Source organism: Massilia agrisoli (assembly GCF_020831365.1).
Classification (GTDB): domain Bacteria; phylum Pseudomonadota; class Gammaproteobacteria; order Burkholderiales; family Burkholderiaceae_D; genus Telluria_A; species Telluria_A agrisoli.
Map to the genome: position 1 here is coordinate 204,982 of NZ_JAJHPV010000009.1, position 18,071 is coordinate 223,052.

At 64.8% G+C, this 18,071-nt stretch carries 19 protein-coding genes and 1 tRNA gene; 4 read left to right on the forward strand and 16 right to left on the reverse strand.

The features are described from left to right. The first annotated feature begins 42 nt into the window (after window positions 1-42). The gene (locus LMJ30_RS05405) at window positions 43-471 is read left to right on the forward strand and encodes a PaaI family thioesterase (protein ID WP_229431324.1); all 429 of its coding nucleotides are present in this window, start codon (window positions 43-45) and stop codon (window positions 469-471) included. 97 nt (window positions 472-568) lie between these two features. Here LMJ30_RS05405 and LMJ30_RS05410 read toward each other — a convergent pair whose 3' ends face one another. Genes LMJ30_RS05410 through LMJ30_RS05430 form a run of 5 tightly spaced genes read right to left on the reverse strand, consistent with a single transcriptional unit; the run spans window position 569 to window position 3,992 of the window. Next, entirely contained in the window at window positions 569-1,084 is a 516-nt protein-coding gene (locus tag LMJ30_RS05410; protein ID WP_229431325.1) for a TlpA family protein disulfide reductase, read from the reverse strand. 9 nt (window positions 1,085-1,093) lie between these two features. Continuing rightward, window positions 1,094-1,732 (reverse strand): BON domain-containing protein, encoded by a 639-nt coding sequence (locus tag LMJ30_RS05415; RefSeq protein WP_229431326.1) that lies wholly within the window; start codon window positions 1,730-1,732, stop codon window positions 1,094-1,096. Further along, entirely contained in the window at window positions 1,725-2,321 is a 597-nt protein-coding gene (locus LMJ30_RS05420; protein WP_229431327.1) for a phosphoheptose isomerase, read from the reverse strand. Before LMJ30_RS05420 ends, LMJ30_RS05415 begins: the two co-directional genes overlap by 8 nt. Window positions 2,322-2,377: 56 nt before the next feature. Further along, on the reverse strand, window positions 2,378-2,737 hold the full coding sequence (locus LMJ30_RS05425; protein ID WP_229431328.1) for a YraN family protein: 360 nt from the start codon (window positions 2,735-2,737) through the stop codon (window positions 2,378-2,380). 1 nt (window position 2,738) lies between these two features. Continuing rightward, window positions 2,739-3,992 (reverse strand): penicillin-binding protein activator, encoded by a 1,254-nt coding sequence (locus LMJ30_RS05430; RefSeq protein WP_229431329.1) that lies wholly within the window; start codon window positions 3,990-3,992, stop codon window positions 2,739-2,741. An 11-nt stretch (window positions 3,993-4,003) separates the two neighbouring features. Here LMJ30_RS05430 and rsmI point away from each other — a divergent pair, with 11 nt between their 5' ends. Continuing rightward, window positions 4,004-4,915, forward strand: coding sequence for a 16S rRNA (cytidine(1402)-2'-O)-methyltransferase (gene rsmI / locus LMJ30_RS05435; RefSeq protein WP_229431330.1), 912 nt, complete (start codon window positions 4,004-4,006; stop codon window positions 4,913-4,915). A 135-nt stretch (window positions 4,916-5,050) separates the two neighbouring features. Here the strand turns inward: rsmI and LMJ30_RS05440 are convergent, their stop codons facing one another. Beyond that, entirely contained in the window at window positions 5,051-5,686 is a 636-nt protein-coding gene (locus LMJ30_RS05440; protein WP_229431331.1) for a hypothetical protein, read from the reverse strand. Between the two features lie 128 nt (window positions 5,687-5,814). On the opposite strand from LMJ30_RS05440, the gene LMJ30_RS05445 reads away from it, so the two are divergent. Both LMJ30_RS05445 and LMJ30_RS05450 read left to right on the forward strand, forming a co-directional pair. After that, window positions 5,815-5,891, forward strand: a tRNA-Pro gene (locus tag LMJ30_RS05445). A gap of 206 nt (window positions 5,892-6,097) precedes the next feature. Continuing rightward, the gene (locus LMJ30_RS05450; protein WP_229431332.1) at window positions 6,098-6,718 is read left to right on the forward strand and encodes a PEP-CTERM sorting domain-containing protein; all 621 of its coding nucleotides are present in this window, start codon (window positions 6,098-6,100) and stop codon (window positions 6,716-6,718) included. On the opposite strand, the gene LMJ30_RS05455 is transcribed toward LMJ30_RS05450, so the two are convergent. From LMJ30_RS05455 to LMJ30_RS05510, 10 genes are read right to left on the reverse strand one after another with little or no spacing between them, the layout of a single operon-like run. Beyond that, a complete protein-coding gene (locus tag LMJ30_RS05455; protein ID WP_229431333.1) occupies window positions 6,719-7,639 on the reverse strand; it encodes a hydroxymethylglutaryl-CoA lyase in 921 nt (306 codons plus the stop codon). A gap of 16 nt (window positions 7,640-7,655) precedes the next feature. After that, entirely contained in the window at window positions 7,656-8,585 is a 930-nt protein-coding gene (locus tag LMJ30_RS05460) for a 2-hydroxyacid dehydrogenase (protein ID WP_229431334.1), read from the reverse strand. 6 nt (window positions 8,586-8,591) lie between these two features. Beyond that, complete coding sequence (locus LMJ30_RS21845) at window positions 8,592-10,634, reverse strand: acetyl/propionyl/methylcrotonyl-CoA carboxylase subunit alpha (protein ID WP_371872976.1); 2,043 nt, start codon at window positions 10,632-10,634, stop codon at window positions 8,592-8,594. 37 nt (window positions 10,635-10,671) lie between these two features. Next, entirely contained in the window at window positions 10,672-11,706 is a 1,035-nt protein-coding gene (gene bioB, locus LMJ30_RS05480) for a biotin synthase BioB (protein WP_229431335.1), read from the reverse strand. 20 nt (window positions 11,707-11,726) lie between these two features. Then, complete coding sequence (gene bioD / locus LMJ30_RS05485; protein WP_229431336.1) at window positions 11,727-12,512, reverse strand: dethiobiotin synthase; 786 nt, start codon at window positions 12,510-12,512, stop codon at window positions 11,727-11,729. Then, window positions 12,499-13,695 carry an 8-amino-7-oxononanoate synthase gene (bioF, locus tag LMJ30_RS05490; RefSeq protein WP_229431337.1) on the reverse strand — a complete coding sequence of 399 codons (1,197 nt, stop codon included), beginning with the start codon at window positions 13,693-13,695 and terminating at the stop codon, window positions 12,499-12,501. The genes bioD and bioF overlap by 14 nt, the downstream gene beginning before the upstream one ends. A gap of 3 nt (window positions 13,696-13,698) precedes the next feature. After that, window positions 13,699-15,027 (reverse strand): adenosylmethionine--8-amino-7-oxononanoate transaminase, encoded by a 1,329-nt coding sequence (gene bioA, locus LMJ30_RS05495; RefSeq protein ID WP_229431338.1) that lies wholly within the window; start codon window positions 15,025-15,027, stop codon window positions 13,699-13,701. Window positions 15,028-15,039: 12 nt separating this feature from the next. Beyond that, a complete protein-coding gene (locus LMJ30_RS05500; protein WP_267869559.1) occupies window positions 15,040-15,828 on the reverse strand; it encodes an enoyl-CoA hydratase/isomerase family protein in 789 nt (262 codons plus the stop codon). A 10-nt stretch (window positions 15,829-15,838) separates the two neighbouring features. Beyond that, complete coding sequence (locus LMJ30_RS05505) at window positions 15,839-17,446, reverse strand: carboxyl transferase domain-containing protein (protein WP_229431339.1); 1,608 nt, start codon at window positions 17,444-17,446, stop codon at window positions 15,839-15,841. A gap of 24 nt (window positions 17,447-17,470) precedes the next feature. After that, a complete protein-coding gene (locus tag LMJ30_RS05510) occupies window positions 17,471-17,893 on the reverse strand; it encodes a YchJ family protein (RefSeq protein ID WP_229431340.1) in 423 nt (140 codons plus the stop codon). Window positions 17,894-18,071: the final 178 nt, after the last annotated feature.

An 18,071-nucleotide genomic window follows, 5' to 3' on the forward strand; every position in this document is an offset into this window, starting at 1 on the left:
GGACAAGGTCGTACAATGTCCGTTACCTTTTCACTTCCGGCCATGACCATGACTGCACCAGACTTTACCCTCGACCGCGCAAACGCCATCGGCGCCCAGCGCCTGCCCGGCCACCTGGGCATCGAAATCACCCGCGTCGAAGATGGCGAAGTCGGCGCCCGCATCGACATCAAGCCGCACCATCTCGCGCCGAATGAATTCCTGCACGCCGGCACCGTGGTCACCCTTGCCGACACTGCCGCCGGCTATGCCTGCATGGCCAACCTGCCAGAGGGCGCCAACAGCTTTACCACCATCGAACTGAAGTCAAACCACCTGGGAACGGTGCGTGAAGGCGCAATCGCCGCGCTGGCGAAGCCAATTCACCTCGGCAGGACAACGCAGGTGTGGGATGTGGTGGTAACGAATGAGGCAAACGGAAAGACGATCGCCTTGTTCCGTTGCACCCAGATGATTTTGTATCCGAAGTAATTCCGTCAAGCCGTCGTTCCCGCGAAGGCGGGAATCCATGGCACGCCGGTTCACAGGCCTTATAGGTTCCCGCCTGCGCGGGAACGACGTGCGCCGCTTAGCCGGCCAGTTCTTTTTCCAGCAGCTTGTGCAGGTCGGCGAATTTCGGTTCGCCCACGTAGCGCTTGATGATCTTGCCGTTCTTGTCGATCACAAAAGTGGTCGGCGTCAGCGACACGTCGCCAAACGATTTGGCGATGTCGCCGCCTGAATCGAGCGCCACCGTAAACGGCAGCTTGCGCGTCTCGGTGAAATTGATCACGTAGTTGGCCGGGTCATACTGCATCGCCACCGCAACGAATTCCAGCCCCTGGCCCTTGTACTTGTTGTAGGTCTCGACCATCTGCGGCATTTCCTTGACGCAGGTGACGCAGGAAGTCGCCCAGAAATTGACCATCACAACCTTGCCGCGCAGGCTCTGGGTGCTGACCTTCTGGCCCTTGAGGTCGATGAAGGTGACATCCGGGGCCGGCGTGCTCCTGGTGAACGTGGCATAGCCGACGCCGGCGAGCGCGATCACCAGCGCGCCGATGACGGCTGGCTTGATCCAGGAACGGGAGCTGTTGGTCGCCATCGCAGTAATTTACGAGCCGGTGGCGTTCGACACCGGCGGCAGCGCCTTCAGGTCGACGTCGTTGATGTACTCAAACACCTTGACGACCTTTTGCACGCCCGACACGCCACGGGCGACGTCGGTGCCGATCTGCGCTTCACGCGGGGTGACGATACCCATCAGGTAGACGTTGCCGCGTTCGGTGACCACCTTGAACGAGTTGGCCGAGATGGTCTGCATATCGACCAGGCTGGCCTTGACCTTGGTGGTGATCAGCGCGTCGTTGGAACGGGTGGTGTACTTCGACGGCGAGCCGATTTCCAGCTCGTTGACCAGGCTCATCACGCCGCCAACGGCGCGCACTTCGCGTTCGACGGCGGCCTTCATGCCTTCGTCGCGCACTTCGCCAGTCAGCAGCACCTTGCGGTTGAAGCTGGTGACGTTGACATGGCCTTGTTCGCCGACGATGCTCCTGGCGCGCGATTCGCCCTTGAGCGCGATCGCCTTGTCTTCGGTCTGGGCGCCCAGGGTGCGGCGGTCATTGGCCGATACGGCGGTCATCACGGCGCCGCCGGCAACCAGGCCGACGCAGCCGCTGAGCGTGGTCAGCAGTGCGACGCAAGCAAGGGCTTTCGCCATCGGGCGCATCAGGGAACCAGGCTTATTCATTAACATCTCCTCCAAACAGCGCGACATCGATGCCGTCGCAAATACAGTGAATCGTGACCAGGTGAACTTCCTGGACGCGGCAGGTACGGGAGTGCGCGACGTTGATATGCACGTCGGCGTCCGTCAGCATTTTTCCGAGTGCGCCGCCATCCTTGCCGGTCATGGCAACGACGCGCATCTCGCGTTCCAGCGCCGCTTCGACTGCCGCCAGCACGTTGGCCGAATTGCCCGAGGTCGAAATGGCCAGCAGCACGTCACCGGCCTGGCCGAAGGCCTGCACCTGCTTGGAGAAAATCTCCTTGTAGCTGTAATCATTGCCGACCGCGGTCATGATCGAGCTGTCGGTGGTCAAGGCCAGGGCGGGCAGCGGGAAGCGTTCCCGTTCAAAGCGGCCAACCAGTTCTGCCGCGAAATGCTGGCAGTCGGCAGCCGAGCCGCCGTTGCCGCAGGCAAGAATCTTGTTGCCATTCGACAAGGCGCCGAACATCAGTTCGATGGCCTGGGAGATCGGTTGGGCGAGGGTGTTTGCCGATTGGAGCTTCAGGTCGGCGCTTTCCTGGAAGTGTGCGAGGATGCGTTGAGTATTCATAAGTGCCGATTATAGTGCAGCCGCAAAGCAAGCCGGGCAAGTGCTGAAAAAAATGCTTACACCTCAATGGCGTTGGGTAGCCATTCGAGGGCGCCGCCATCGATGGTGACGACGTCGATACGGCAGGCGGGCATGCGCGGAAAGCGCGATAAATACAGCTGGGCTGCGCAGATGATGCGGCGCTGTTTGGCGGGGGTGATGCTGTCGGCGGCGGCGCCCTTGCGCTTGCCGTTGCGCTTGCGCACTTCGACGAACACCACGGTGTCGCGCTCGCGCATGACGAGGTCGATTTCGCCGGCCTTGCAGTTGAAATTGGCTTCCAGCAGCGTCAGGCCGCGCTGCTGCAGGTAGGCCAGCGCCTCCTGTTCACCCAGCTGGCCCTGCTGCTGCTTCGCGCTGAGCCGGGCGGGCCACATGTCACTGGGTCAGGATGGGGCGGGTGGCGCCGGCCTGGTAGACGGCGGCGGGGATGGTGCGGGTAAATTGCGCGTTGCCATTGCCGAAGCTGCCCTTCAGCTTGCCGGTCACGCCGTCCAGTTCGAACGCGGTGCGGCCCTGGGCAATTTCGCGGGTGACCCGGAAGGCGTCGATGCCGAGCGCGTACAGGCGCTCCATGTCGAGCCCCAGTTCAGCGCCGGCCCAGCGCGGATAGGCCATCACGGTGGCGTTGTCGCGCTGGACCACCCACGGCAGGTCGAGCATGCGCATGCCGTCGAGTTCCGGCAGCGTGTCGCCGGCGACAGCGCGCGGGTTGACCGAGGAAGCGCCATAAAACGGGACGTTAGCGCCGATCACTCCGCGCACCTGGCGGGTCTGGAAAGGGTCGAGCGCGGCGAAGATCAGGTTCGGCGCTTCGTTCTGGACTTTGCTGTTGAGCTTGCCGATCGACATTTCAATTTCATAGCCGCTGCCGGAGGAAATTTCCACCAGCTGGGATTCATGCCCCAGCCTGGCCCACTCGTCGGCGAAGGCGGTGGCGATGCGGCGCTGCCATGCGGCCGGGCCCGACACGATCAGGGCGTTCGCGCCCGGCTGTTCGCGGCTGACCCAGGCGGCTGCCTGGCGGGCCTCGTCTTCAATCGACAGGCCGATCACCAGCATGTTCGGGGGAATCACGGTGCCCGCATCCGGGTGGTTCAGCGCAATGGTCGGCTTGCGCGCGGCGCTGCTGCCGGCCACGGCGCTCACGGCCGGGCGCGACAGCGGGCCGACCACGATATCGTTGCTTTGCACGGCGCGGGCGTAGGCGTCGAGGGCTTCCTGGGCGCCGTCGCCGGTTTCGATCACCTCCACGGTAAAGCCTGCGCCTTCGCGCGCATGCGCGGCCATGAAGCCGGCGCGCAAGATGTCGGCTGGCTGCGCCAGGGTTGTCGAGCGCAGCGGCAGCAGCAGGCCCACCCGCACCTGTTTGCCGCCCGGGACGGCCCCCGACTGGCCCTCAGGGGCCGGGCTGTCGGGCGAATCGATCGGCATGGTCTGCACATCCGCTTCCGGAACGGCAGGCTCGACGGGCTGGACCGGCGGCGCGGCCCGTGGCTGGGCCAGCGGCGCCCTTGTGTTTGGATCAATTGGCGCGCACAATCGCCCCGACACGTCGCAAGGCGTACTGCAGGCGCCCAACATCGTCACGGCCACGGCGGCCAGCACGCCTTTCAGACTTTTTATTAGCATTTCATCCCCAAATGACAGAACCTCACGCAAGCAAGATTGCACAACTTCCGGTTATTGCCGAAGCGGCATTACAGTCCTATCCTACCGCAACCCTGTATGTCGTGGCGACCCCGATCGGCAATGTCACCGACATTACCTTGCGCGCGCTGCACCTGCTGTCGATTGCCGATGTGATCGCTTGCGAAGACACCCGCAACAGTTCGAAACTGATCAGCCGCTTCGGTTTGTCGGTGCCGATGATTGCCGCCCACCAGCACAATGAACGCGAGGTGGCGGACAAGCTGATCGCGCGCCTGCACAAGGGCGAGCGGGTGGCGCTGATTTCCGATGCGGGCACGCCGGCGGTGTCCGACCCGGGCGCGCGCATTGTCGACGCCGTGTTGGCGGCGGGGCTGCGCGTGCTGCCCTTGCCGGGCGCGTCGGCGGCCGTTACCGCGTTGTCGGCCAGCGGGCTGGTCAACGACAGGTTCTCGTTTATCGGCTTTTTGCCGGCCAAGGCGAAGCAGCGCGAAAACATGCTGCGCGGCCTGCTGACCGAGACGGCAACCATGGTGTTCTACGAGGCGCCCCACCGCATCCTCGACTGCGTGGGGGCGCTGGCCGAGGTGTTCGAGCCGGCCCGGCAGGTGGTCTTTGCGCGTGAACTGACTAAATTGTTTGAAGAAATCCACCGCTGCCCGTTGTCGGAAGCGCTGGCCTGGGTGAAAGCGGACCCTAACCGCGAGCGCGGCGAATTTGTCGTACTGCTTGAGGGCGCCGCTGAAAGCAGCGACGCGCAGGAAGTCGAGGCCGAGCGCGTGCTCAATATCTTGCTGGCCGAATGCACGGTCAAGCAGGCGGCCAGCCTTGCCGCGCAGATCACCGGCCTGAAGAAAAACGCGCTGTACGAACGCGCCCTGGAGATCAAAGGCCAGCAGGACTGACGAGGGGCGGCACTGCGACGGACCGGCGCGGTCTAACTTTTTGCGCGGGCGGCTCCCGGAGAGGCTCGGCAGCAGCGGCAAAATCGGGGGCCGCTGCTGCAGGCGTCTGCGAGGCCGCCCGCGTACCGGGGCTTGCTACCACTTGCACCCGCTGTCCTTCTTGTCCATCAACAGGATCAGCGGCGCCAGCAGTCCTCCCGGAATCCCATCCTTGCAATCGGGCCGCTTGGCGCCGGCGATGGCGCGCGCCAGCTTGGTTTCGGTGGCATACGGCCTGGGCGGAACCTGGCCGACGGCGGTGCCCGCTTTGGCTGGATCAGGATCGTCCGCCATGTCTCGCGCCACACGCAACGCGGCGTCGCGGTCGAAGCGTTTGCCTCCGGCGGGCTCCTTCGAAGGTTCGACCGAGAACACATCGGCCGGCCCGGCCTCGCCTGGCGATGGGTCGGGTATGGCCATCAATTCGCTGGAACGCGCCGGCTTGCTCCGGGCCACTGGCGGTGTCTTCTCCACCGATTTGGCCCGGGATGGCGTGGCTTGGGGCCCAGGTTCAGGCTTCTGCTCCGGCGGTGGAGGCGGGCGCAGCCACACGGCGATGGTGCGGCTGGCGGCTTCCTCGTCGGGCGCAGGCCCGCCCGCCTGATGCTGGCGCCAGACGACCAGCAGCACGGCGTGCAGGGCCAGCGAAACCGCCAGGCCCGCAGCCAGCCGGTACGGTCGCCCTGGCGCCGCGCCGCCGGTTGTATCAAACTGAACTGTATTCGCGTTCACTGGCATCCCATTTATCGCGGTGCCACATGGTGCCATGGATGCTTTTCTAACAACAGCGTGCTTACAAATTCTTATATTTTCGATCCCCCTTGACGACGGCGATTCCAACCGTTATGATCTTGCCTCTTCGGAGTGTGGCGCAGTCCGGTAGCGCACCTGGTTTGGGACCAGGGGGTCCAAGGTTCGAATCCTTGTACTCCGACCAGTTTTCAGCAGGCAGGCTGACGAGTTTATTCTCGTCGGCCTGTTTTGTTTTGGGCGCCGGTTTCGCATCACCCCAAATCCGAAAACCCCTGAGTAATTTCAAACCCGCCACCCGCAGAGTTTGATCTAACCCTGCGTCAAATTTCCTACGGGCAAATATGATCACCCTGCGTGAATCCCACCCCCCTGTCGTTTCGCGAGGAAATCATGATCCAGAAAGCACGGAATCTATTGGCCGCAGCAGCCCTGTGCCTGCTGGCCGTGCCTGTCGTGGCGGTGCCGATCAACATTGTCCGCAATCCGGGCTTTGAGCTGGGGACCGCGCATTGGCATGCGCAGTTTTTCATCGTCGGCAACGATCCGCTGTGGGCACATACCGATCCCGGCATGGCGCGCACCACCTGCGTCGGCCTGCACTGTGTCGACTCGCTGATGGAAGGCGCTTACATCAGCCAGCTGCTGCCGACGATCGCCGGCGCCGAATATGACCTCAGCTTCTGGATCCGCAGCTTCAAGGGCAACGGGGAGTATTCGGTGTTCTGGGATGGGGTGTTGCTGGACGATATTTTGCTGGCGCCGAACGGCGCGATGTCGCAGGCGACCTTCTCGGGCCTGTACGCGAGCGCCAACGCCACGCTGCTTGAAATACACGGCCGTAACGACCTGCATGCGATTTCCTTCGACGACTTCAGGGTGGTCAGCGCCAACCTGGCGGACACCCCCGTCGTCCTGCCGTCACCCGGACACGTGACCGGGGTGCCGGAGCCGGCAGCGTTCGCGCTGGTGCTTGCCGGCCTCGGGCTGGTCGCCCTGTTTCGCCGCCGCTGATTATCCCGCGCGCTTGGCAAACAGCGCGTTGCCCGCGCGGCTGGCTGCCTTGCGGCCGAGGTGCTGCGAAATGAACTGGCCGGCGTCGACCACCAGGTCGATGTCGATGCCGGTGTCGATGCCAAGGCCGTTCATCAGGAACAGCACATCCTCGGTCGCCACGTTGCCGGTGGCGCCTTTCGCATACGGGCAGCCGCCCAGTCCCGCCACCGACGAATGGAAGATCGACACGCCCACTTCCAGGCTGGCGTAGATGTTCGCCAGCGCCTGGCCGTAGGTGTCGTGGAAGTGGCCGGAGATGCGGTCGATGTGGAATTCCTGCGCCGCCACCAGCATCACCGCCTGCGTCTTGCGCGCGGTCGACACGCCGATGGTGTCGGCGATGTCGATCTCGTCGCAGCCCAGGTCACGCATGCGCGCCACCACGTCGGCCACCGCGTCGAGCGGCACCTCCCCCTGGTAGGGGCAGCCGAACGCGCAGCTGATGCTGCCGCGCAGGCGCAGGCCATTTTCCTTGGCCGCCTTTGCGACGCTTTCAAAGCGCGCGATCGATTCCGCGATCGAGCAGTTGATGTTCTTTTGCGAGAAAGCCTCGGAGGCCGAACCGAAAATCACCACCTCGTCGGCGCGGCTGGCCAGCGCCGCCTCGAAGCCCTGCATGTTCGGTGTCAGCGCCGAGTAAACCGTGCCTTCGCGCCGGGTGATGTTGGCCATTACCTCGGTGCTGGTGGCCATCTGCGGCACCCATTTTGGCGACACGAAGGATGCCGCCTCAATATTGCGGAAGCCCGCGCGCGACAGCCGGTCGACCAGCTCGACCTTGACGTCGGCAGGCACGGCTTCCTTCTCGTTTTGCAGGCCGTCGCGCGGGCCGACTTCGACGATCTTTACCTTTTTCGGCAGTTCTGGCTGGGTGCTCATGTTCGTCCTCGCTATCTCAATAACCTCGGGTGCGGTCGACCACGTCGGCCACTGGCTCGCCTTTTTCCAGCGAGTGTATTTTGCCCACCATCTGGCGGATGCTCTCGGTGCGGATCGTCAGCGCCGACATGTGCGGCGTGACCGTGATGCGCGGTTCGCCCCAGAACGGGTGCGGCGCCGGCAGCGGCTCTTCGCGGAACACGTCCAGCGCGGCGCCGGCGATATGCCCCGATCTTACCAGTGCCAGCAGATCCGGTTCGGCCACATGGCCGCCGCGCGCCACGTTGACCAGGTAGGCGCCTTGCGGCAGCTGCGACAGGCGCGCGTGGTCGAGCAGGTTGGCGGTGTCGGGCGTCAGCGGCAGCATGCACACCAGCACCCGCGTGCCGGACAAGAATTCAGCCAGGCCATCGGAGCCGCTGAAACACGCCACGCCGTCGAGCTGTTTTGCGGTGCGGCTCCAGCCGCGTACCGGGAAGCCGAAGTGCAGCAGCGCCTCGATTGTGCGCATCCCGAGCACGCCCATGCCCATCACGCCGACCGCAAAATCTTCCTTGCGGTGCTGGGGCAGCTGGGCCCAGGCGCCGGCGCGCGCCTGTTGTTCGTATTCGTCAAAGCGGCGGAAGTAGCGCAGCACGAAGTGCGACACATATTCGGCCATCTGGATGGCCATGCCGGCGTCGCCCAGGCGGATGATCGGCACCGGCGGCAGCGCGTCGCCATATTTGAGGATGGCGTCAGCACCCGCGCCGGTCAGGAAAATCGCCTTTACATGCGCCAGTTCGGCCATCAGCCCTTGCGGCGGCATCCACAACACCGCGTAATCGCACGGCGCGATACTTGCGCCCTCCTGCCACACCACGACCTCGGCCTCGGGCAGCAGTTCCGCGAAGTCGCGTATCCACGGTTCGGTCACGCCGTCGGCGCGGTGCAGGAGGATGCGCATGCTGCTTTACGCTGCCTTGAAAGCCAGCAGCGGTGCGCCGTCGGCTACCTGGTCGCCAACCTGGTACAGCACTTCCTCGACCAAGCCATCGGATGGCGCGGCGATGGTGTGTTCCATCTTCATCGCTTCCATGATGACCAGCGCATCGCCTTTCTTCACTTCCTGGCCGGCTTTTGCAAGCACCGCCACGACCTTGCCGGGCATCGGCGCGGTCAGGCGGCCGCCGGCGGCTTCGGCTTCGCCTGCGTGCGCCATTGGATCGTTGTAGGTGAGCGTAAAGTGGCGCCCGCCTGTGAAGACGTGGAACACGTCGCCGTCGCGCCTTACATTGCCGTGTATCGAAGTGGCGCCGAGCTTGATCGACACTTCCGAGCCGGCGCGCGCGGTGACCGACAGTTCGGCTTCGACGCCGCCGACTTCAAGGTGCCAGCCGGCCGGATGGTAGGTCAAGCCGAGCGCATAGGCCTTGGTGTCCGTGGCCGCGCTGTATTCATCGGTAAACGAGAGCTGGCGCTGGTAGGCGCTGTTCAGGCGCCAGCCGCGGGCATTGCCCCACGGGTCGTCCGGGTTGGCCGAAGCCGCTGCCGATTTGTGGGTCTCCTCGCCGATCAATGCCACCGCAGCCAGCGCGAGCGCGCCGACCGGAGCCGCTTTGGCTTTCGGGAACAGCGTATCGCTGTTACGTTCGATCAGGCCGGTATCGAGGTCGGCGCTGGAGAAGGCGGCGCCTTCCACCAGCCGCTTGAGGAAGGCGATATTGGTCGCCAGGCCGACGATCTGGAACTCCGCCAGCGCCTGCGACATGCGCGCCAGCGCCTGCGTGCGGTCCGCGCCCCAGACGATCAGCTTGGCGATCATCGGGTCGTAGAACGGCGAAATGGCGTCGCCTTCACGAACGCCGGAGTCGATGCGCACGGCGGCGGGAGCGCCGCCCGGCGTGCCGCCCAGTTCGAACGTGACGGCAGCAGGCGTGTCCATGTGGCGCAGCGTGCCGATCGACGGCAGGAAGCCCTTCTCCGGGTTCTCGGCATAGATGCGCGCCTCGATCGAGTGGCCGTGGATCGCCAGCTCGTCCTGCGTTTTCGGCAGCTGCTGGCCGGCCGCCACGCGCAGCTGCCACTCCACCAGGTCGGTCCCGGTGATCATTTCGGTGACCGGGTGCTCGACCTGCAGGCGGGTGTTCATCTCCATGAAGTAGAACGAGCCGTCCTGGTTGGCGATGAACTCCACCGTGCCTGCGCCGACGTAGCCCACGGCCTTGGCCGCGGCCACCGCCGCTTCGCCCATCTCGTTGCGGCGTTTGGCCGACATGCCGGGCGCCGGCGCTTCTTCCAGCACTTTCTGGTGGCGGCGCTGCACCGAGCAGTCGCGCTCGTGGAGGTAGACGCAATTGCCGTGCGTGTCCGCGAACACCTGGATTTCGATGTGGCGCGGGCGGGTCAGGTATTTTTCAGCCAGCACCTTGTCGTCGCCGAAGGAGCTGATCGCCTCGCGCTTGCACGAGTCCAGCGCCGCCTTGAAGTCTTCCGCGCGTTCGATCACGCGCATGCCCTTGCCGCCGCCGCCGGCGCTGGCTTTCAGCAGCACCGGGTAGCCGATGCGGTCGGCCTGTTCCTGCAAAAAATCCGGGTCCTGGCGCTCACCGTGGTAGCCCGGCACCAGCGGCACGTTCGCCGTTTCCATCAGCGATTTGGCTGCCGACTTGGAGCCCATCGCGCGCATCGCCGAACCCGGCGGCCCGATGAATACCAGGCCCGCTTCGTCGCAGGCGTCTGCGAACTCCGCGTTCTCGGACAGGAAGCCGTAGCCCGGATGGATGGCCTGCGCGCCGGTCGCCATCGCGACGGCGATGATGCGTTCGCCCACCAGGTAGCTTTCCTTGGCCGCTGCGGGGCCGATCAGCACTGCCTCATCGCAAACCGCCACATGCTTCGAGTTGGCGTCCGCTTCCGAATACACGGCGACGGTCTTGATGCCCATGCGGCGCGCCGTAGCGGCAACCCGGCAAGCGATTTCGCCGCGGTTGGCGATGAGGATTTTTGTGAACATGCGTAGTATCCGATCGGTTTTTTACAGGTTATTGGGATTAGCCGCCGCAGCTTGCCTTCGGCGCGGAGTCGAGCGTGGCTGCGCGGGTCGGCAGGCCAAGCTTGTTCAGCAGCGTGCGGTCGTCTTCGGCTTCCGGGTTGTCGGTCGTGAGCAGCTTGTCGCCGTAGAAGATCGAGTTGGCGCCGGCGAGGAAGCACATCGCCTGCACGGCTTCGCCCATCTGGCGGCGGCCTGCGGACAGGCGCACGCGCGCTTGCGGCATGGTGATGCGCGCAACGGCGATGGTGCGGACGAATTCAAACGGGTCGAGCGGGTCGAGGCCGTGCAGCGGCGTGCCTTCCACCTGCACCAGGTGGTTGACCGGCACCGATTCCGGATATGGGTTCAGGTTGGCCAGCTGGGCGATCAGGCCGGCGCGCTGCTGGCGCGACTCGCCCATGCCGACGATGCCGCCGCAGCAGACCTTCAGGCCCGCATTGCGCACCTGGCCCAGGGTATCGAGGCGGTCCTGGTATTCGCGGGTCGAAATCACGTTGTTGTAGAACTCGGGCGCGGTATCGAGGTTGTGGTTGTAGAAGTCGAGGCCAGCTTTCTTCAGCCGGTCGGCCTGGCCTTCTTCGAGCATGCCGAGGGTCGCACAGGTTTCGAGGCCGAGCGCTTTTACTTCGCGCACCATCTCCTCGACCTTCTCCATGTCGCGCTCCTTCGGGCTGCGCCATGCCGCGCCCATGCAGAAGCGGGTCGCGCCGTTGGCCTTGGCCTGGCGGGCTGCATCGAGCACGGTGTCGATGCCGAGGATCTTCTTGGCCTCGACGCCGGTGTCGTAGCGTGCCGCCTGTGGGCAGTAGCTGCAGTCTTCCTCGCAGCCGCCGGTCTTGATCGACAACAGCGTGGCCAGTTCGACGTCACCGGCCGGGAAGTTAGCGCGGTGCACGGTCTGGGCGCGGAACATCAGGTCGTTGAACGGCAGCTCGAACAGCGCCAGCACGTCGGCCAGCGGCCAGGTGGCTTCCTTTGGCAGGCCGATCGGATCGGCAGGCGGGTGGAACGAGACAGATTGGATTTGGGACATCGTGATTCCTTGGACGTGGTTCAGTCACGCGCGGTCGGCCAGCCTGGCAAGCCCGCGAGATCGATAAATTCGGCAGCCGCGGCGGCCGAAGGTTTTAACAGGTAAGGCACGCGGCCCAGCATCGGCGCCGGAATCCGCTGTGCAAGCGCTTCGATATTCTCATCGACGTACGCCATCGCCGGGTCGACCTCGTTGGCCACCCAGCCGGCCAGCACCAGCCCGCGCGCGACAATCGCTTCGATCGTCAACAGCGCGTGGTTGATGCAGCCAAGGCGAACTCCAACCACCAGGATCACCGGCAGGTTGAGTTGCTGCGCCATGTCGGCGCTGTCGAATTCATCTGAAAAAGGCACGCAAAAGCCGCCGACGCCTTCCACGACGACCGCATCGGCTGCCGCCGCGATTTCGGCATAGGCGGCGATGATGGGCACCGCGGTGATGGTGACGCCGTCCACCTTTGCCGCGATATGCGGCGCGCACGGTTCGGTCAGCATGAACGGGGTGGTAATGGAACCCAGCATGTGGACGTTGCCCGCGGCGGCCAGCATGTCGGCGTCTTCGTTATGCAGTTCGCCGTCGCGCATCACGGCGCCCGCGGCCACCGGCTTCATGCCGCAGGCGCGCACGCCGCCTGACGCCAGCTTGTGCAGCATTGCGGCGGACACCAGGGTCTTGCCGATTTCGGTATCGGTGCCGGTCACAAAGCAGCAAAAACGCGAAGGAAGGCGGTCCGCCACAGGTGCGGCCTCCGCTTCGGGCGCCAGCTTGGTTCCGGCTACGGTGTCAGTTGGATCATTGAGACTCATCCCATGTCCTTTCCAGTTCGTTAAGCGCAGTAGCCAGGTGCGTTACCTCTTCGCGCGTATGGGCTGCGGACAGTGTAATGCGCAGGCGCGCGGTATTCACGGGTACGGTCGGGGGGCGGATCGCCGCGACCCACAGCCCGCGCTGGTACAAGCCGGCGCCGACCCGCATGGCTTCGTCATTACGTCCGATGATAACTGGCTGGATCGCGGTCGTCGACGCGGGACGCTGCCAGCGCGACAGTGTCAGTTCGTCGTCCAGCTGGCCGATCAGGGCTTGCAGACGGGCGCGGCGCGCGGCGCCTTCGCTGCCGCCGATGATGTCCAGGCTGGCCAGCAGCGCGTGCGCCAGCGCCGGCGGGGCGGCGGTGGTGAAAATGTAAGGGCGCGCACGCTGGATCATCAGTTCGATCACGCTGGCATGTGCCGCGATAAAAGCGCCGCCCACGCCGGCGGCCTTGCCCAGCGTTCCCATATAGACCAGGTTGGGCGAACGCAGGCCGAAGTGTTCCAGCGCGCCGCGGCCATGCTCGCCCAGGGTGCCGAAGCCGTGCGCATCGTCGATCGCCAGCCAGGCGCCGTGGCGTTCGCACAGCGCCAGCATCTGCGGCAGCGGCGCCAGGTCGCCGTCCATGCTGAATACGCTGTCGGTGACAACCAGCTTGGTGGTGGCGTTGCTGGCTTCGAGCAGCGCGGCCAGCGCATCGAGGTCGGCGTGCGGATACACCTTGACGCTGGCGCGCGCGAGCCTGGCGCCATCGATCAGCGAGGCGTGGTTCAGCGACTCGGAAAAGATCTCGGCGTCGGCGTCTTGGCCCAGCGCCGTCAACATCGCCAGGTTGGCCATGTAGCCGGTGCAGAACGACAGCGCGCGCGCCGATTCGAGGTGCGGGCTGAGGAACCCGGCGAGGCGCTCCTCGAGCAGCTCATGGGCGCGGCCATGGCCGCTGATCAGGTGCGATGCGCCGCTGCCGGCGCCATACAGCGACGCGCCTTCGCGCAGCGCTTCGATGACCACCGGGTGGGCGGCGAGGCCAAGGTAGTCGTTGCTGCAGAACGCCAGCATCGGGCGGCCATCGACGACCAGGCGCGGCGCCGAGGGCGTTTCGACGATTCGGCGCCGGCGGGTCAGGCTTTGCTCGTCGAGGGCCTTCAGCTTGCGGTCGAGGGATGCGATCAGGTCCATCGGTCAGGCCGTAATCACGGACTCGAACACGGTACGCGTGCGCGCGGCCAGTCCGTCGATGTCGTCGTCGCTCAATACGTACGGCGGCATCAGGTACACAGTGCGGCCGATCGGGCGCAGCAGCAGCTCGTTGTCGAGGGCGCTGGCAAAGAAGCGGCGCGAAAAAGTGGATGCACGGGCGGCGTCCGGCTCGACGGCGTCGAAGGCCCAGATCATGCCGCGCTGGCGGAAGTTCTTCACGCGCTCATGGCTGGCCAGCGGCGCCAGCGCGGCGCTCAAGCGTTCGGCGCGCGTGCGGTTGCGGTTCAAAACATCGTCTTCGCGGAAGATCGCCAGGGTGGCCAGCGCGGCGCGGCAGGCCAGCGGATTGCCGGTGTACGAGTGCGAGTGCAGGAAGCCGCGGCGTACGTCGGTGCTGTAGAAAGCCTGGTAGACCTCGTCGCGCGTCAGTACCAGCGACAAGGGCAGGTAGCCGCCGCTGATGCCTTTGGACAGGCACAGGAAGTCGGGCCAGATGGCGGCCTGCTCGCAGGCGAAGAAGGTGCCGGTGCGCCCGCAGCCGACCGCGATCTCGTCGACGATCATGTGCACCTGGTGGCGGTCGCACAGCTCGCGCACTAGCTTCAGGTAGAGCGGGTCGTGCATCGCCATGCCGGTGGCGCACTGCACCAGCGGCTCGATGATGATGGCCGCGATCTTGCCGGCGCGTTCCTCGAACAGCCGCTCCACATCGGCGGCGGCGCGGCGCGCGACATCCTGCGCAGTCTCGCCTTCGCGCGCATTGCGCGCGTCCGGCGACGACACGGTGCGCGCGGCGCGCAGCAGGGGGCCGTAAGCATCCTTGAACAGCGCCACATCGGTCACGGCAAGCGCGCCGATGGTCTCGCCGTGGTAGCTGCCTTCAAGGCAGACGAATTCCTGCTTGTCCGCCTGGCCGCCATTGCGCCACGCGTGGAAGCTCATCTTCAGCGCGATTTCAACGGCCGACGCGCCGTCCGATGCGTAGAACGCATGGCCGAGCACATTGCCGGTCATGTCAGACAGCTGCTCCGACAGCTGGATGACCGGTTCGTGCGTGAACCCGGCCAGCATCGCGTGCTCCAGCATGTCCAGCTGGTCCTTCAGCGCTGCGTTGATGCGCGGGTTCGCGTGGCCGAACAGGTTCACCCACCATGAGCTGATGGCGTCGAAGTAGCGCTTGCCGTCATGGTCGTACAGCCATACGCCGCGGCCGTGGCTGACCGGGATCAGCGGCACGGTCTCGTGGTGCTGCATCTGGGTGCACGGGTGCCAGACACTTTTCAGGCTACGGGCAACCCAATCTTGTGACATGCGTGATTCCAATCAGTTCAGCCAGGACGGTTTGCGCTTTTCGAGGAAGGAAGCGACACCTTCGCGCCCCTCAAGCGATGAACGGATCTTGGCGATACGCTGCGCGGTATCGAGCAGCAGCGCGTCGGTAACATCCTTGCCCGCGATGTCGCGCACCAGCACCTTCGCTTCAGCGACGGCGTTCGGGCTGTTGGTAACCAGCGATTTGACGATGGCCGCCACCTGCTCGTCGAGCTTGTCGGCAGCGACCACTTCATGCGCGAAGCCGATGCGGTGCGCTTCGTTCGCGCTGAAGCGTTCAGCCGTGACGAAGTAGCGGCGCGCGGCGTTTTCGCCCATCGCCTTGATGACGTAGGGCGAGATGGTGGCCGGGATCAGGCCGAGCTTTACTTCGGACAGGCAGAAGTTGGCTTCCTCGACCGCCACCACGATGTCGCATGCGGCCACAAGGCCCATGCCGCCGGCGTAGCAGTCGCCCTGTACCTTGGCCACGACCGGTTTCGGGCACAGGTAGATCGTGCGCAGCATGTCGGCCAGGCGAGTGGCGTCGTCGAGGTTTTCGGCGTCCGAGTAGGCCGCCATCTTCTTCATCCAGTTCAGGTCCGCGCCGGCGCAGAAGGCCACGCCGTTGGCGGCGAGGACGATCGCGCGCACGTCCTCGCGGCGCCCGAGTTCATCGAAGGCCAGCGCCAGCTCGGTGATGGTGGTTTCATTAAACGCGTTGCGCACGTCGGGGCGGTTGAGCGTGACGGTGGCGACGCGGTTCTCGACGGTGACGTCGAGGGTCTGGTGCGTGTTCAAGGTAATCTCCTTACATCCGGAAGACGCCGAACTTCGTGTCCGGGATTTCGGCGTTCAGCGCTGCCGACAAGCCGAGGCCCAGCACCATGCGGGTGTCGGCCGGGTCGATGACCCCGTCGTCCCACAGGCGCGCGGTGGCGTAGTAAGGGTGGCCCTGGTGCTCGTACTGCTCCTTGATCGGCTGCTTGAACGCGGCTTCCTCTTCGGCCGACCACTGGCCGCCCTTGCCTTCGATGCCGTCGCGCTTGACGGTGGCCAGCACCGACGCGGCCTGGTCGCCGCCCATGACGGAAATGCGCGCATTCGGCCACATCCACATGAAGCGCGGCGAGAACGCGCGGCCGCACATGCCGTAGTTACCGGCGCCGAAGCTGCCGCCGATGATCACGGTGAACTTCGGCACCGCGGCCGTGGCCACGGCGGTCACCATCTTGGCGCCGTTGCGGGCGATGCCTTCGTTTTCGTATTTGCGGCCGACCATGAAGCCGGTGATATTTTGCAGGAACACCAGCGGGATCTTGCGCTGGCAGCACAGCTCGATGAAGTGGGTGCCCTTGAGCGCCGACTCCGAGAACAAGATGCCGTTGTTGGCGATAATGCCGACCTTGACGCCGTATATGTGGGCAAAGCCGCACACCAGCGTGGTGCCGTAGCGCGCCTTGAATTCATCGAACTCGCTGCCGTCGACGATGCGCGCGATGACTTCGCGGACATCGAAGGGCTTGCGGGTATCGACCGGGATCACGCCGTACAGTTCTTCGGCGGCGTATTTCGGTTCGACGGATTCGCGCAAGGCCATCTGCTGCGGCTTGGTGCGGTTCAGGTTCGACACGATGGTGCGCGCCAGCGACAGCGCGTGCAGGTCGTTCTGGGCAAGGTGGTCGACCACGCCGGACAGGCGGGTGTGGACATCGCCGCCGCCCAGGTCTTCTGCGGTCACCACTTCGCCGGTGGCGGCTTTCACCAGCGGCGGGCCGCCCAGGAAGATGGTGCCCTGTTCCTTGACGATGATCGACTCGTCGCTCATCGCAGGCACGTAGGCGCCGCCCGCGGTGCAGGAACCCATCACCACGGCGATCTGCGGGATGCCCTTGGCGGACAGGTTGGCCTGGTTGTAGAAGATGCGGCCGAAGTGGTCGCGGTCCGGGAACACGTCGTCCTGGTTTGGCAGGTTGGCGCCGCCCGAGTCCACCAGGTAGATGCACGGCAGGTTGTTCTGGTCGGCGATCTCCTGCGCGCGCAGGTGCTTCTTGACCGTCATCGGGTAGTAGGTGCCGCCCTTGACGGTGGCGTCGTTACAGACGATCACGCACTCCTGGCCGGCCACGCGGCCGATGCCGGTGATGATGCCGGCCGCAGGGGCGGCGTTGTCGTACATTTCGTAGGCCGCCAGTTGCGACAGCTCGAGGAAGGGCGTGCCCGGATCGAGCAGCATCTGCACGCGGTCGCGCGGCAGCAGTTTGCCGCGTGCGACATGCTTGGCGCTGGCTGCGGCGCCGCCGCCGGCCGACGCTGCCGCCACCTTGGCGCGCAAATCGTCGACGATGAGCTGCATGGCACTGGCATTGGCTTTGAAATCGTCGCCGCGCGGATTGAGTTTGCTGTCGATATGGGGCATTGCGATCCTTTTCTGACCTTCGTCTTATTCGGGGAAACTGCCGTCAAGGTAGTACCAGCGCGGCACGCCGCCGCTGCCGGTCTCGCGCACGAAGCGGCTCACTTCGTGCAGGCGATGGGCGCGGCCGCCGATCTTGTAGCGGGCGACAAATTCCACCGTGTCGTCGTCCGCTGTATTTACTTTACGTTGACGTAAACGTAAAGCAGATTTTACCTCAAGTCCCAGCCACTGCAATCTTTCGTTTTCGTTCACGATCGGCTCGTCGGGGCGGGTGCTGGGATGCCAGGTCGCGCTCAGGTAGGCCCCGTCACCGAGCGTGTACGCCGTATAGCGCGAACGCATCAGGGCTTCGGCGGTCTGCGGCACCGCTTCGCCGGACAGGTAAGGCCCGCAACAGGTGGGAAACGATGGGCCGCCGCAGGGGCAGGAGGCTGGTATTTTTGGCATGGCGACATTATCCGTTATTTCAGCCCGCCGGCGCAGGGTGTCGTGTCGGCAAACTTTACACCGCCCAACACTGCGCCCTGACGCGCGGCGCTAACGTGTTGATTAAATGAACTATTTATTTCTGGCATCAAAATTGCTTTGATGATATTAAACTTATTAATCACACTACTCGGACCCA